10 protein-coding genes and 1 pseudogene are annotated in these 14,922 nt (G+C 40.3%); 9 read left to right on the top strand and 2 right to left on the bottom strand.

What is annotated here, in order from left to right; translation table 11 throughout:
• The first annotated feature begins 506 nt into the window (after nucleotides 1-506).
• The 8 genes and pseudogenes from ABEW32_RS14345 to ABEW32_RS14310 form a co-directional block, all read left to right on the top strand.
• Nucleotides 507-1,157 carry a Vat family streptogramin A O-acetyltransferase gene (locus ABEW32_RS14345; RefSeq protein WP_430188668.1) on the top strand — a complete coding sequence of 217 codons (651 nt, stop codon included), beginning with the start codon at nucleotides 507-509 and terminating at the stop codon, nucleotides 1,155-1,157.
• A 1,058-nt stretch (nucleotides 1,158-2,215) separates the two neighbouring features.
• On the top strand, nucleotides 2,216-3,757 hold the full coding sequence (locus ABEW32_RS14340) for a TIGR02677 family protein (RefSeq protein WP_430188666.1): 1,542 nt from the start codon (nucleotides 2,216-2,218) through the stop codon (nucleotides 3,755-3,757).
• 32 nt (nucleotides 3,758-3,789) lie between these two features.
• Nucleotides 3,790-5,019 carry a TIGR02678 family protein gene (locus tag ABEW32_RS14335; RefSeq protein ID WP_430188665.1) on the top strand — a complete coding sequence of 410 codons (1,230 nt, stop codon included), beginning with the start codon at nucleotides 3,790-3,792 and terminating at the stop codon, nucleotides 5,017-5,019.
• A 12-nt stretch (nucleotides 5,020-5,031) separates the two neighbouring features.
• Entirely contained in the window at nucleotides 5,032-9,135 is a 4,104-nt protein-coding gene (locus tag ABEW32_RS14330; RefSeq protein ID WP_430188663.1) for a TIGR02680 family protein, read from the top strand.
• Nucleotides 9,136-9,166: 31 nt separating this feature from the next.
• The gene (locus ABEW32_RS14325; protein ID WP_430188662.1) at nucleotides 9,167-10,585 is read left to right on the top strand and encodes a TIGR02679 domain-containing protein; all 1,419 of its coding nucleotides are present in this window, start codon (nucleotides 9,167-9,169) and stop codon (nucleotides 10,583-10,585) included.
• A 13-nt stretch (nucleotides 10,586-10,598) separates the two neighbouring features.
• Nucleotides 10,599-11,120, top strand: a complete 522-nt coding sequence (locus ABEW32_RS14320) for a hypothetical protein (protein WP_430188661.1) — start codon at nucleotides 10,599-10,601, stop codon at nucleotides 11,118-11,120.
• Nucleotides 11,121-11,133: 13 nt separating this feature from the next.
• Nucleotides 11,134-11,391 (top strand): hypothetical protein, encoded by a 258-nt coding sequence (locus ABEW32_RS14315; protein ID WP_430188659.1) that lies wholly within the window; start codon nucleotides 11,134-11,136, stop codon nucleotides 11,389-11,391.
• Nucleotides 11,392-11,482: 91 nt separating this feature from the next.
• A pseudogene (locus ABEW32_RS14310) lies at nucleotides 11,483-11,719 on the top strand (helix-turn-helix domain-containing protein); the annotation flags it as partial.
• 84 nt (nucleotides 11,720-11,803) lie between these two features.
• Here ABEW32_RS14310 and ABEW32_RS14305 read toward each other — a convergent pair.
• On the bottom strand, nucleotides 11,804-11,959 hold the full coding sequence (locus ABEW32_RS14305) for a DinB family protein (protein WP_430188657.1): 156 nt from the start codon (nucleotides 11,957-11,959) through the stop codon (nucleotides 11,804-11,806).
• A gap of 339 nt (nucleotides 11,960-12,298) precedes the next feature.
• Between ABEW32_RS14305 and ABEW32_RS14300 the strand changes: the two genes are divergently transcribed.
• Nucleotides 12,299-14,386, top strand: a complete 2,088-nt coding sequence (locus ABEW32_RS14300; protein ID WP_430188656.1) for a pectate lyase family protein — start codon at nucleotides 12,299-12,301, stop codon at nucleotides 14,384-14,386.
• 87 nt (nucleotides 14,387-14,473) lie between these two features.
• On the opposite strand, the gene ABEW32_RS14295 is transcribed toward ABEW32_RS14300, so the two are convergent.
• Complete coding sequence (locus tag ABEW32_RS14295; protein WP_430188654.1) at nucleotides 14,474-14,818, bottom strand: hypothetical protein; 345 nt, start codon at nucleotides 14,816-14,818, stop codon at nucleotides 14,474-14,476.
• Nucleotides 14,819-14,922: the final 104 nt, after the last annotated feature.

The raw sequence follows: 14,922 nt of genomic DNA, 5'->3' as shown, positions 1-14,922 counted from the left end.
CCTCTATATGTATCATTCTCAATATGACAACCGTATGTCTTATTCAAAAATATCTTTTTTTTGGTTCTGAACAGCGTGTGGTGTGTTTTATTTTGGTGCGAATGTGAAGCTCCCATGAAACCCCCGGGTCCTTCGTACCTCAGATTTTGTCGAATACTTGTCGAATGTGAATGAAATGTGGATGCATATGGTATATTTCATTATAATTAGAATGTATTGATAATATTTTAAGCTAAAATAATAACGAAGTAGGTCTAATATGACCAATTTCCTCTGTCGCACTCTACATGAGTGCGTGGGTCAAACTTACTATATAAGTTGAACTGGAACATACATGAAAGCGGAGTAGATGGAATGGTGCTGTACAAGCGAAAAGGTTGCTTTTGTCCCCGGATTTCTACCCTAGTATAACTTATTCAAGAAATCCGGGGGCGGTGGAAAGCACCATCCAACTGCGTAGTGGCACCATATGAAACTTTTAAGCTCACCCATTAGGAGGAACCCAAATGTCCTTTGCCCCAGACAAAAACAAACTCCACCCCATTCAAGATGTAACCAGCGTCTGTTATATTCGGAATCTACCAGCTCGACCGAATGTTGAGATTGGTGACTATACTTATTACAGCGACAATAGCCGTCCAGCAGAGCTTTTTTATGACCATATTCAGCACCACTATGAGTTTCTAGGAGATAAGCTGAAAATCGGAAAATTCTGCGCCATTGCAGAGGGAATCACCTTTATCATGAACGGTGCCAATCACCGTATGGACGGGTTAACGACCTACCCATTTAATATCTTTGGCGGCGGTTGGGAAAAGGTAACCCCCAGTCTGGAACAACTACCTTTTAAAGGAGATACAATCATCGGCAATGATGTCTGGCTCGGTCAGTCCGTAACTATAATGCCAGGAATTACAATAGGGGACGGTGCCATTATCGCATCAAACTCTACTGTCGTCAAAGATGTGGAGCCTTATACAATTGTTGGCGGCAATCCGGCGAAAGTAATTAGACCCCGTTTTGACCAAGAAATGATCACACTACTACTTAAGCTCAAGTGGTGGGACTGGGAAGAGGAGAAGCTATTTCGCTATATGGATCAACTGGTATCCGTAAATTCTGCTGATGCAGTCAAGCAACTCCTAGCCGCCGAGTGACAGCTCATGGAGTGTGTTATCAATCGTAAAAGCTGCCTTCTGCTAAAGGTAGCTTTTTTTGTTTTTTTATAATGGTTCACTCCGTCCTGTGAATCTGAGGAGTGGGAATAACAATTACTTACAATTAGTTGTTATAAAAAGGGTGAAAATAAACGTAACTTGAGTGATATATAGCGGTGTATTAAATGTCAAAAAAATCTTATAAAGGAATGTAATGATGAATATAAGTGCGAAATAATGTGGTTTGGGATACTGTTAATTTTTTTTTGCTTTTTTGAATTTAACGCAAAAAGTAGGTGTAGTTGAGAAGTTAGCTGGTTTTAGCGTCTTTTTTTGAAAAATGGTTCAAGGAAAGGGTGAACAGGGAGGATTCCTTTTTTCCATGAATAGTACGTACTTTTTGAAATCCTAAGTTCATTAATGATTTGAGTAACTGTTTTATCCGTCTTATAGATCAAGAAGATAAAGTTGAATATTTTTTTGTGATTGTGCTTTCTATAGAAAAATGAGGGAGTGTTCCAATGGGTAAGGTAAGCTCGCTTACAATCCAAGCAGTAGGATCGAATCAACGGGGAGTTGCTATGTTTCTTAGTATTGCTACTGCGGCAAAGGGGACATAGACTTGAGTTGTCTTTAGATGGGACTTTCTTGCCTATCCGCTTATCAATGTTGTGTAGAAACCCCCAAGCTATTCTGCGTAAATGTCTTAATTCCTCTTCAGATTCACATCCTTTTAAAATATGATCTAAATTTTCTGCTAAATTCTCATTGAATTGCATCATAATTTCCTCCTGTAATGTTGATAAGCAAATACTAAATGCTATTAGTTATATATAGACACAATATAACGGAATATTAATTTTGTATATGTTACAATACCGTTGTTAGAAGCGACAATGATTGAATAATTTACTCATAAGGGAGTAGGTTGGGTTTATTTAAAGGGCACTTAGGTGCTGAGAGGACGATTATCTGTAGCTTGGTCGCGTTTACTAAGCCCATAAAAAAAGAGAAAACAACTTATCTACTTCATTCTTTTACAGAGTAAGGAGGTTGCAGTGAGGAAAATTCCTGACTTACAGTCGCTACGTGGCGTCCCAGAATTAAAGTATGTGAATGCAGATAATGTTACCCGTTATCGTGCCATCATGCGTCTTATTTATCAGCAGTATCAGAAATTGAATTACTGGCTCAAGCCTGAGTTTATTTATGAAGAGCTGATGAAATGGAAACTGCATAAGAATTACACACTAGAGCAATGTCAGATTGACCTCAATCAATTGGTGGAATGGGGTAATTTAACCGCCCAGCACGATGGAGGAGAACGTGTAGTAACTGTTGAAGAATATCTACGCAAAAAATTCCGTTATCTGCTAACTCCCTACTCAATTGAAATTGAACGGATGCTTGAAAGCTTGGAATCAATCCGGGGCTACGGTGGTTCATTGGAACCCACTCTTTTTGACAAGATTGCAGATACCTTAAATAAAGTCAGTGGTAATGCAGGTATATATGAGCCTGGAGAGGCATTGGAGTATTGGAAAACGTTAATCAATGTCTTCCAAACGTTACATGAGACATCTGTGGATTATATAGCAAGTCTGCAAACGGGGATGGCTGAAGAATTGATGGCTACGGATACTTTTTTGTTGTATAAAGATTCCATTACTCATTATTTACAGGACTTCATACAAGCGTTGCAGCGGCGTTCTTACAAAATTGAAGGTAGATTGCATCGTATAACAACAGGAGTAAGAGATCTTTTCTTCTCAGCGGTTATGGAAGATGAATGGTTAATTCCTAAATTGGAACAGTCGATTTCAAAAGAAGAATATTTAAGTGAACTTCAAGATAAATGGAGCAGTTTAAATAGGTGGTTTCTGGGCGATGAGGAATCCATTAGTGATTCCGTGTTATTGGAGCGGGCAACAAAGGAAGCCATTGTAAAGGTCGTAAAGAGTGCAGTACGAATCCAGGAAAAAAAACGATCCAGCATCAGTAGAAAAAAAGATCTGGATCATTTAGGAAAATGGTTTTATAACATCAACGAATTGAATACCTCCCACAAACTAGCTGCTTATGCATTTGGTTTATTTCCAAGCCGTCATTTGCAGGGTGAAGATATAAGGGGATCTGATAGCAAAGAAATGTCAATGTGGCAAGAAACATCAATATCAAAGACGATTCGTTCCCGTAGTAGGAAAAAGAATGAACGGCAGGATTCAGATGCCGCTATTGATAATAGTAAGCTAAAAAAACAATTTAGAGAGGCATTCCTAATTAAACAGAAGCAAGAACTACAATTTCTCATTCAGATGGTGAACGCTAGGACCATTAATATTGCAGAACTGGGTCCTATTAGCTCTATTACCCGATTGCAGTTGCTAGATTGGATTAGCCGTTGTAACGCTTCTTCTACTTCATCTATTCAGACATCCGAAGGCGTCCAGATTGAGATGAGCACGCCATTGGGGAATAACCGTACTCTTTTACGTTGTGAGGATGGCACACTTGAACTGCTAAACCATAATTTTGTTTTTACAGTTATGATTCATAAGGCATGGGAAGGTCAAGTTGCCTGGTTGAGTGCACAACAGTAGTCGACATACTAACCACTGTGGAGGATATATAGGTGGAGAAAATAAAAGTAGGTAAGATCAACAGTGTCAGAAGACATCGAATGAACCGTACGGGTCCGAATGAAATCGAAGAAAGAAAACAAATATGTATGAATGCTTTATTAAATCGTTCGTGGATTGATAAGCATGAGGATGAGGAGCTTTATTACTGGATTAAAGAACAATATTTCGAGTTGAGAGACTGGTTTACGAATTATACAGGCTACACAATCATTATGAATCGCCATTTTGTTAAGTTGGAGAAAGTACCTGCTGTTGCTTTTCCTTGGATGGGTTTTTCAGAATTTAGTAAACCACTTGATTATGCTCTGTTCACATATAGTCTCTGGTATTTGGAAAATAAAACAGAAAACGAACAATTCTTACTTACCCAGTTAGTTATTGAGATTAGGCAGCATATGGTCGAACAAGAGATGGAAGTAGATTGGGGCATTTATTATCATCGGTTATCAATGGCTAGGGCGTTGAAAAAACTGAAGAGCTTGAAAATCGTTCAGGCTGTTGACGGAGAAGAATCAAACTGGGTGAATGATACTGCACATCATGATGTTTTGTATGAGTGTACCCCTTATTCACGTTACATTTTACGGAATTTCCCCGTGGAGCTTTCTAGTTATACGAACATGGAAGATTTAAAAGAAACCATAATTTATGGATTAGATACGAAAGAGAAAGCTTTACAACAGAAACACAATCTATATCGTCGATTTTTACTGGAACCCATCTTATTGAATCATCAGTGGCAGGGTGATATATCCTATCTTCGCAAAGAATCGAAGGAATTAGTGAGTCAATTTAAGATAATGTTTGGATGGGAAGGAAGCCAGTATCGTGAAGGCATTATTTTTTTCGAGCCGCATGTAACTTCTGAATCAGACACATTTCCAACACAACCTGCTTTGTCAGACTTAGCCATGCTTGTATGTGGAGAAATCCGAAGTATGGTCACAGATCCAGTTACAAGGATGGAGGTAGAGTTAGACGGCCTTGTGAGACTCACTAAGCATGAAATAGAGCGCATACTGATTCAGTTAAAAGCGGAACATGGAGAGTTTTGGACGAATGAACATAAAAATATGGATTCTGCTGAACTTGCTGAAGCACTATGTAACCATTTGGAAGAGTGGGGGTTTGGACACTGGGAAGATCATATATTTTTTGTGTTAAATGGGGCCGGAGGAAGATGGGAAGTTAAGTATGGAATAACTGAGCAGGTTGATTAGGGAGGGTATGGTATGGATCGCTGGCATATGAGTAGAGCAGGCATTTTTAATTTTTGGTACTACGATGAAGAAGAATTTCACTTTGAGGAAGGTAGATTAATTTTACGTGGAACGAACGGTTCAGGTAAATCGGTCACGATGCAAAGTTTGATTCCACTCGTGCTAGATGGAGATAAGCGTCCTCAACGTCTGGACCCTTTTGGATCACGTGATCGTCGTCTTGAATATTATCTACTGGGAGAGGGCAACGAGGGGCATACAGATCGGACTGGCTATCTCTGGCTTGAATTTTATCATCCTGTCAAAAAAATATATAAAACGATTGGAATTGGACTTAGAGCCCGACGTGCTGTTACAGTGATTGGTTTCTGGGGTTTCTTACTTGAAGATAACAGAAGAATTGGTGAAGACTTTTATCTGTATGATTACAATTTATGGTTAGAAGAAGGCAAAAAGGTTCCCCTTAACCGTAAATCTTTAGAAGAGCAAATAGCATCCGGAGGACAAGTGGTTCAGGGACAGGGTGCCTATCAAGAAATGGTGAATAAAGCACTATTCGGATTTAGAGAGATAGAATCTTATAAAGATTTATTGAAATTGCTGTTGGAGCTACGTAGTCCAAAATTATCTAAAGATTTCAAACCTTCATCTATATATGAAATTTTAAATAATTCATTACCTCCGCTTATGGAAGAAGATCTGAGTTCGTTATCTGACGTTCTGGAGGAAATGGACCAAATAACAGATCGGCTGGATGAGTTACTGTTATACCTAGAGGAGATCAGTAGGATTGAAAAAAGTTATAACAGCTATAATCAGTTCCTCTTACAACAAGCATCCACTGATGTGATTCAAAAATGGAAGGCGTATAACAAAAATAATAATCAAGTTGAATATATCCAAATGGAATTAAAGCAATTAGAAGAAGATCGTCAGAGGGTTGTACGCCAACTAGACGATTACCATCAGCGCCTTGGAATTGTAGAGATGGAGTTGGAAACTTTAAACCAAGGTGAAGCAGTTGGAAAACAACGGGAATTAGAACTTGTCGAAGAACAGTTGAAGGAGGTACACAAGCAGCTACAGAGCCTTGCACACCGTCTTAAAACCAATGAGGATAAGCTGGAACGTCTAAAGAAGGAGATTTTAAAATTAAACAACTCTTTAAACCAGATTGTCAACGAACAGGATGAAACGATTAGTGAATTGGAAGATATAGCACGCATCATCGAATTTCACGAGCACGATATTTATCATGGACTGTGGAACCGTGCCATTCCTGAGGAAGAGCGTTGGCATAAAAGCTGGTTGCAAGACCTTGAAGCTCATAAGAAAAAACTGGCTTTGGCACAACAAACAGCGAGAGAAGAAGGGGAGGCTTCGAGAGCTGCCAAAGAAATGGAAATTCAACTTGGAGAAGTCCACAAGGAACGGCATCAGGCCGAAGGTGAGCAAGCAAAACAGGCTGAGCATGTGGAGTCAACAAAAGAAGGAATGAGAGAACTGTTGGTTCGCTGGTATCAAGAGTTGAAGCATATCCCTGCGCAAGGAGAGCAATTGCGAGAAAGTTTACGTGCTTTAACTTCGCTCACTACTCATAACCGTCAATATGAACCTGTACGTCAGCCCGCTGTACAGGCTTATGAACAAAAGAAAGAAGCCATTATGCAGCAAAAAGTTCAATTAAATCAGGAAAGACTTTCTGTACAAGCCGAGACAACTAGACTTGAAGAGGAACTTAATCAGTGGAGAGTGACTAGAGAACCAGAGCCCAGAAGGACTGACAATAGAGATTCTGCCCGCAAACAGAGAGGGACAGGAAGAGGGGCGCCACTCTATACGGTGTGTGAGTTTAATGAAAATTTAACAGACATACAGCAAGCTCAATTGGAAGAAACTTTGGATCAAGCGGGTTTGTTAGATGCATGGATTTTACCAGGTGGTCAGGTTGGTGTACTAGACCAGGAGCACAATGAAGAAGTGTGGTTTCAACCTGTAAATCAGATTAAGGGGACCACGCTAAGTTCTGTACTGTATGCAACACCTACGGAGAAGAGTGGGCTGTCAGCGGAGGATATTACAAGTGCGTTAAATTCAATAGGGTGGAACCAGCAAATAGAGCAATCCACAACTCGTATTGAAACGGCAGGTGCATTCATTGCTGAAACGGGAGAATTTAAACTGGGGCCTATCTCTGGCAAGAATAGTTCCAAATCACGTTCTGAATTTATCGGAGAAGCAAATCGCTTACGCACAAAAGAGTTAGAGATGGCGAAGTTGCAAGCAGAAATACAGTATAAAAATGAACAACTTCAAGTCATCAGCCAGCAACTTGAGTTATTGACACAACATCAGCAGGAAATGGATATTGAACTCGAAACTTTACCTCAGGATCTTGAACTTCAGAAGCAATTGGAAAGCCTGATGAAAATAACATTTCGGCTAGAACAATTCATGATTCAAGAGCAGAAAGTGGAAGAACGTTACAAAGAAAAGGTTTCAGACTGGAGAGAGCTACAGTTAAGGTTAACTGAACAAACCGCAGAGTGGTCCTTGCTGAAAAAAGAGCATCAAATAACTGAGGCGATTGAACTTAGTTCTGCTTATCAAAGCCGCATATCTGACCTTTACTCTTACTGGGAGCAGCATCGTGGTACATTGCGATTAAAGGATAATCAAGAGGAGCAACAAGCCGAATTGCTCATCCTCGTTGAGGGAGATCAAATGGATGTAAGAGACCGAGAAGATCAGAGAGTAAGGATGACAGCTCAAGTAGATTTACTCAAGGAACTAGTTAAAAGCATGGGAATCGAAGAAATTCATGAACGTATTACGAAGTATAAAGAAGAGAGAAATACAATTAAACACAATGTTGTTCAATTACAAAACGATAAAGAGCAAAAATACAAAATTTTAGGCGAGGTAAGTACAACCCTTAAAAATGAAGAAGAAAAATTGAACAAAATTCAAAGTGAATTGGATGATGTAATAGCCCTCTGGAAAGTGGAAATAAATATAGCGCTATTACCTATCTGGAAAACATTTATTGGCCAGATAGAAGCTGAAACTTCTATATTAGAAATTGTGAAATGCTGCGAACAGATTACAAAGGAATATGCGAATCTCTTCACAAATCTAACTCGAGAGCGAATGGTTAATGACTTGACGCAGGAGTTTCACAAAGGGAAAACAAATTTACAAGACTATGTATTAGAGATGGATCATGGGGGGGGGAACTCAAGTCGAATCATTCTTCTTTCCAAAAGAGATCGTATGAACCCCATGACTCCAACGGCGGTGTTACAGGAGTTAACTCAACAAATTGAGGAACAGCAGATTCTACTTACAGTCAAAGATCGTAATTTGTATGAGGAGATCATTATCGGAAGCGTAGGAAAGGCAATCCGTAATAGAATCCATCGAGCCCGAAGTTGGGTGGATGAAATGGATCAGTTAATGAAGCAAAGAAATACTTCCAGTGGGTTAAAGCTCTCGTTGAAATGGGAACCTCGCGAACGTGGTAGTGATAATGAATTGGACACAACGGATTTGGTGGATTTATTGATGTTAGACGCCAACCGTATGGACGATGAGCAGATTGAACAGGTCATTACTCATTTTCGGACAAAGATATCTCAGGCAAAAGAGGAAGCTCAAAAGGAAGACGGAGTATTACGTAAGTACATTTACTCGCAACTCGACTACCGAAGCTGGTTTCAATTCAAACTGGAGCATTTAAAAGGAGAGCGAGCTAATTATACGGAACTGACGGATCGTAAATTTAATGTGTTGAGTGGTGGCGAGAAAGCCATGGCCATGTATATTCCTTTGTTTGTCGCTTCTTATTCCAGATACAGTGATGCTGATGCAGACGCACCTAAAATTATTTCGTTGGATGAAGCGTTCGCAGGCGTGGATGACGCTAATATGAGAGATATGTTTCACTTACTGACTGACATGGGCTTTGATTATATAATGACTTCTCAAGTTCTATGGGGCTGTTATGATACGGTGCCTAATCTGGCGATATATGAAATACACAGACCCAAAGATACGGATATCGTTACATTGTTCCATTATCGATGGGATGGTGAAAGTAAGATACTCATGGATTGAACTAAATCTATATGCAGTGTAGAGGTGTGTTATGGAACTTGCTAATCGGAAAACAGCCAAGCAATATTATGCCGATCCTAGCTTTGAAAACTTATTGACCACTGTTTTCAATAAATATCAAGGTCTTAATGGTGTGAAAGGGAACGCTCGGATCATTGTAAAAACGGTGGCTGAAGCAGAGAGATTGCAGGACTATTTTGGCAATCGCACACGACGATTAATTCGTCCTGGTTCAGAAGTTGAAGTTCATTTAAAGATTTTTGCTGAGGAATTGGAACGAGGCTATAAACTAACAATACCAGATTTATATGATGTCTTATATGGTAAACAGCTATTGACGAGACACGAACAAAAAGAATTAAAATTAACAGCCTGGATGGATCTTTTTACAAAAGTTAGGCAGGATTTTAAACGTGAATTTAAAATTTCTGAAGAGGAGATCAAAACATTTAATCAAAAGACTTTTAACTGGTTCAGTAGGTTACAGGCGGGAGACGCTAAGGGCTATGGAGTACTGAGGAGTACCTTCAATAAAGGAGAAAATGCTTACTCTGATCTGCTTGTTTGTTTAAGCGCTCTATGGCATTTAATTATTAAGAAGAAAGAAATGTTTGCAGAAAGGGGGATATCCACTGAGAAAATTACTTTACCTGCATTCGCTGCTCATGTAACTCAGGATTCACATGCCTTTGATAAAAGATGGTCACTTGGAAGACTATTAGGACATGCTTTATATGATATAGATATGCGAAGGGTACTTGCGAATGATACGCTAGAGAGTGATCGTACGGTGATTCCTGAATATTTACTAGAGCGTCAAGTATATAGGAATTTTGGTGTCAAGGACGACGATCTTAGCTCTATATCTCACGTTTTTGTACCAAACTTAATCAAGGGTACTTCCCCTCGTACACTGAACTTGCGAGAAATAGAGGAAATGGAGCATTTACCGAGGTATTCGGCATTATACATTGTTGAAAATCCCTCTGCGATCTCTCATCTGGCAGATGAGACTATTCACTTCCTGAATAAAAACGGACTCTCCTTAGAGCAACTCCCAGAGAGTTTTCCCGCTCTTATTTGCACCATTGGACAAGCAAGAACTGCTTCTAAATTATTTATAGACAAGTGTCTAGCTTCCAACCCTGATTGTGTTATTTATTATTCGGGCGATCTGGACTGGCACGGTTTGCAGATGATGCACAGGATAGAGGGACAATTTACAGCACAGTTTCATGCCTGGAGGATGGATGTGTCCATTTACCGCAAATATATCTCTACGCGAAGTGTAGCTTTATCTAATGAAGATTTAAAAAACTTAGGACAATCCAGCAATGTTTTAGAGCAGGAAATGGTGAAAGTCGGAGCTAAAAAAGTATATCAGGAATTATTTGGTAAGGAATTACGTGAGGACTTCATTGAAGTGATCCATGAAGCTGTTAGGGTTTGAAACTGATTATTGAATGGCTAATAAATTTAATCTGATAGGTGCTGAGGGTATGCCTGCTTGGCAGTTGAAGCATATAAAGGGAGAAATGTTCGCATCTGAAGTTACTCCAATGAATGTGGATGAATCCAAGAATCTGCATCGCTTAGGATGGGAGCAAGGGTTTCATTGGGAACGCTATCTTGAAGAAGAGGGAGAATCAAGTGCTTATAAATTAAGTATCATCGGTGACAGAAGCTTGCAGGGAGCTATTGCATATCGAGTGGCAGAGGATCATGTGTATATTGATTTATTGGAAAGCTCACCACATAACCGATTTAACAATCCTGAAAGACAATTTATTAATGTAACAGATGTTCTACTAGGAGCTGCTTGTTTAAAAAGCTTTGAAGCAGGAAAAGATGGTTTTGTTGCATTTACACCTAAGACAAGGCTCTACAGTTATTATGCAGACAGATTCAATGCTAAAAAATTAGGTTCCCGTATGTACCTTAACGACATTGATGCATATCGCCTTATTGGGTTATACTATAAATAAGGAGATGATAATCATGTCCAGACTCGCTCGTAATAAAGCTCTAGGTATAAGAACTGTGAACAAGGGTATAAGTGCATTTAAAACAAGAAATTCTATGAGAGAACTTGAGGGTACTATGATTGTCCCTGCCCCTAAAGAAGCTCGAGAAGAGATAGACCTCGACATGAAGAAAGTTCGTGTAAATTTGATCCAAGAGCTTGGACAAGCGGAATATGATCGACGAATTCAGAATTCCAATAAAATATTTAAAGACCTTATGAATGAAACGTGACTGACCCCATAACGTGAGACACATCAAAACACCTTCAAGAGAATCGAGCCATGTCGTAAGATATGGAGATAACTTGGGAGGTGTTTTTACGTTGGCAACGAGAGTGAGTTATCCCTTAGAAATAAAGATGAAAGCTATTGAAATGAGATGGGCAGGAGTTCCGGTAAGAGAGTTTATGGAGCGACTGGGAATACGGAATAAGACACAGCTAAAAACATGGATGAGGTGGTATCGAACAGGCGAAGAGCATCGTCTGGAGCAGCCTGTGGATAAACAATACAGCTACGGAAAAGGCCTGCAAAAGCTCGTCACGGACATCACCTACTTATAACTCAATTCGGATTCGGTAGATTTCCGACGACTGGTTGCTTAAACTTGCAAGGTGTTTTGATCCCTGTCTCATAAACGGGGGTCAGTTTCTCATTTCGGCGGGTGTTTTATCTACTTCGTCGATTCGAGTATCCTTGTGGCTTTCGTCGATGCCCTGGAACTCACCATCAAACCGTAAGTAGGCGGTATGAATGGCTTCTTTTAACTCTGATTTGGAAGCGTAGTCGTAGCTAGACATCTAATCGCTCCTTTACATGATATTGGTGATACTTATCCCTCTATATGTATCATTCTCAATATGACAACCGTATGTCTTATTCAAAAATAAAAAAATCTCGTTTTTTGTGATTTTATGAAACATCATTTGGCATGTTCGCGAAAAAGAACGAAAAATTAATAGAAAAATTAAGACAAAAGATAAGTAATTAGACATATTTTAATATTTATTTAAGTGCCTATAATTATTGGAGTATAGCGATTAGGGTCCTCATTGGTGGGTGGATATGATTCCATCCATCAGTACGTTATATACCGTTTGCTTTAGTATTCATAAATCCAATGAGAAGGGAATTGTGATATGAAATCGAGTTTATTAAAAAAATGTGCAAGTGTCATGTTAAGCAGTACGTTGGCGTTATCTTTATCATTACCGCTATTAGGCCATGCACAGGCTGATGAGAATGTACAGGTAAGTGATGATTTTGAGCAAGGAGAAGCTCAAGGCTGGACCGTAGGTTCGGGGAGCTGGTCTGTGGTCAAGGACGGAAATGGTTCTACATACCAACAATCTAGTCGAAGCGAAAGCCATTCCGTTAAAGGCAATACCTCATGGACAAATTATAGTGTGCAAGCAGATGTATATGTAAATGATTTTAATGGCTCTAACCGAGTATATGTGGCAGGCAGATACACGGATTCCAACAACTTCTATGCAGCATCATTGTATAACAAGAAAGGCGGAGCCCTTGAGATTCGTAAAAAAGTTAAAGGCTCTATGAAGACACTGGCTACTAATAAAACATACAAACTGGACACCAATACATGGTACAGAGTGAAGCTGGAGTTATCCGGTTCGGAAATCAAAATGTATGTTAATGATCAGCTGGAGTTGTCCGCAACAGACACCAGTCTCACTGCTGGAGCTATGGGTTTGGTAACGTCCAAAGCAGTTGCCCAGTTCGATAATGTGATTGTATCAGGTGCTTCCTCGGAAGGGGAGACAAGTACACCTCCTATGAAGCCGGCTCCAGGTACAGAACAACCGACTCCTGGGGTGGACCCCAGTGTAACCTCCAAAAATAATTATAAATTGACTGGCTTTTCATATGGTAATACGGGTGGTGGGAACATTGCCAATACGGATGCCAATTACAAAAAGGTGTACAATGCTGTAGATCTCAACGAAGCTCTGAAAAAAGGCAGCAAAGTTAAAGTGATTGAGATTATGAACGATCTGGACCTTGGCTGGAATGAGATTCCTAGCGCTGCGAAAACAATGCCGTTTAGTGCCAACAATCCTGTACAGACACATCCTGTCTTGAAGAAAACAGGGGTAAGCAAAATTTATGTAGAGAACATGAATGGAGTTACGATTTTCTCAGCCAATGGTGCGAAAATCAAGCATGCCGGCTTTGTGATCAAACGAAGCTCTAATCTGATTTTCCGTAACCTTGAATTTGATGAACTTTGGGAGTGGGATGAAGCAACCAAAGGAAATTATGACAAGAATGACTGGGATTATATTACTATCGAAGGTGCAAGCTCCAAGGTATGGATCGACCATTGCACATTTAACAAGGCCTATGATGGGTTGGTAGATGTGAAAAAGGGCAGTAACGGAGTTACAATTTCCTGGTCCTTGTTCAAAGGAGATGACCGCAGTTCCAACAGCTGGGTAACCCAACAAGTCAATGCCATGGAAGCAGATAAGTCCTCCTTCCCTATGTACGCTTATTTGAGAAGCAGTGCAGTGGGCATGAGTAAGGAAGACATCATTGATATTGCAGCAGGACAAAAGAAAGCGCATCTGGTGGGTGCCACGGAAATGGCAGGCGACAATGCGGATTTGGAAGTGACGCTGCATCATAATTACTATCTGGACATTCAGGACCGTATGCCACGTTTACGCGGTGGTAATGCTCATGCGTATAACATCGTTATGGATGATGCTGGATTAGCCAGAGCCAAAAAACGAATTACATCCGACATGGCCAAAGCGATTGCAGCCAAAGGATATCATTTTGACGTCGTAGGTAATGGTGCGATTTCAACGGAAAACGGCGCGGTACTGCTAGAAAAATCGTATTTAATTGATGTGTTTTCTCCGGTACGTAACAATCAAAAAGACCCTAACAAAGCGGATTATACAGGTAAAATCAAAGCCGAGGATGTGATCTTTTCGGACAACGGTGCCGTGTTCAGAGGAGGCAGTGACGCTGCGAATAGCCCGTTAGCTCCTTATCCAGCAAAGGCTAAGAGCTTCTCTTGGAATGGATTCACAACGTTGCCATACAGCTATACAGCCGAAGATCCGGCCAACCTGGTTGCTCAATTGCAGGATGGAGCGGGCGCAGGCAAGCTGAACTGGTCGAGTGAGAACTGGCTCAAAACAGTGTACAATACAGCCGCTACGAAAGATGCGCAAGTGGAAGAAGATTCGGAATAGGTAGTTTGAAAAAAGCAGTCAGGACAGATCCGCTCTGTTCTGACTGCTTTTGTTGTTAAACACGTCTAGGCTACGTTCGATACAAGCTTAACCGATAACGACAAATGAGGATACGCCAGCAGGTACAGTTCTAACCCGGAATAACGTTCCGTCGTCTCTAAAGGTACGCAGAACATAAGACTGGTTTGTAGGTGTGCGGACTCTGCTGAATCGAGCAGTACCAAAACTATCGAAGCCTGCAGCTTGGACAAAAGTTCCATCTAAACGACGGAGTGTAGCGAAAAATCCGGTTGTGTTAAAAGGTACACCGTTGTTGTTAGCCCAGATAACTGTAAATCGACGGAATGTTTGCGTAGGGCTCACATTGCGATATCTCGTAATAGGAACTTTTCTTCCCGTAGATTTCAGCGTTTGTGGAGGACGAATGGCCACTTCAAATCAACTCCTTTGTTGTGATGAGATATTAAATGCATACAAAGGAGCTTTGGACCGTGCTATAAACTACATCTTCTTAAAAATAGGTGTATATCGAACTT

The organism is Paenibacillus jamilae, assembly GCF_050482105.1.
Taxonomy (GTDB): domain Bacteria; phylum Bacillota; class Bacilli; order Paenibacillales; family Paenibacillaceae; genus Paenibacillus; species Paenibacillus jamilae_B.
Note: the sequence above shows the minus strand (reverse complement) of the source record. Positions and strands in the feature narration are given on the sequence as shown.

What these genes read in the sequence shown, in the direction of transcription:
- ABEW32_RS14320 (WP_430188661.1), top strand. Translation starts at nt 10,599, where the DNA reads ATGGCTAATAAATTTAATCTGATAGGTGCTGAGGGTATGCCTGCTTGG.
- ABEW32_RS14300 (WP_430188656.1), top strand. Translation starts at nt 12,299, where the DNA reads ATGAAATCGAGTTTATTAAAAAAATGTGCAAGTGTCATGTTAAGCAGT.
- ABEW32_RS14330 (WP_430188663.1), top strand. Translation starts at nt 5,032, where the DNA reads ATGGATCGCTGGCATATGAGTAGAGCAGGCATTTTTAATTTTTGGTAC.
- ABEW32_RS14325 (WP_430188662.1), top strand. Translation starts at nt 9,167, where the DNA reads ATGGAACTTGCTAATCGGAAAACAGCCAAGCAATATTATGCCGATCCT.
- ABEW32_RS14315 (WP_430188659.1), top strand. Translation starts at nt 11,134, where the DNA reads ATGTCCAGACTCGCTCGTAATAAAGCTCTAGGTATAAGAACTGTGAAC.
- ABEW32_RS14305 (WP_430188657.1), bottom strand. Translation starts at nt 11,959, where the DNA reads ATGTCTAGCTACGACTACGCTTCCAAATCAGAGTTAAAAGAAGCCATT.
- ABEW32_RS14345 (WP_430188668.1), top strand. Translation starts at nt 507, where the DNA reads ATGTCCTTTGCCCCAGACAAAAACAAACTCCACCCCATTCAAGATGTA.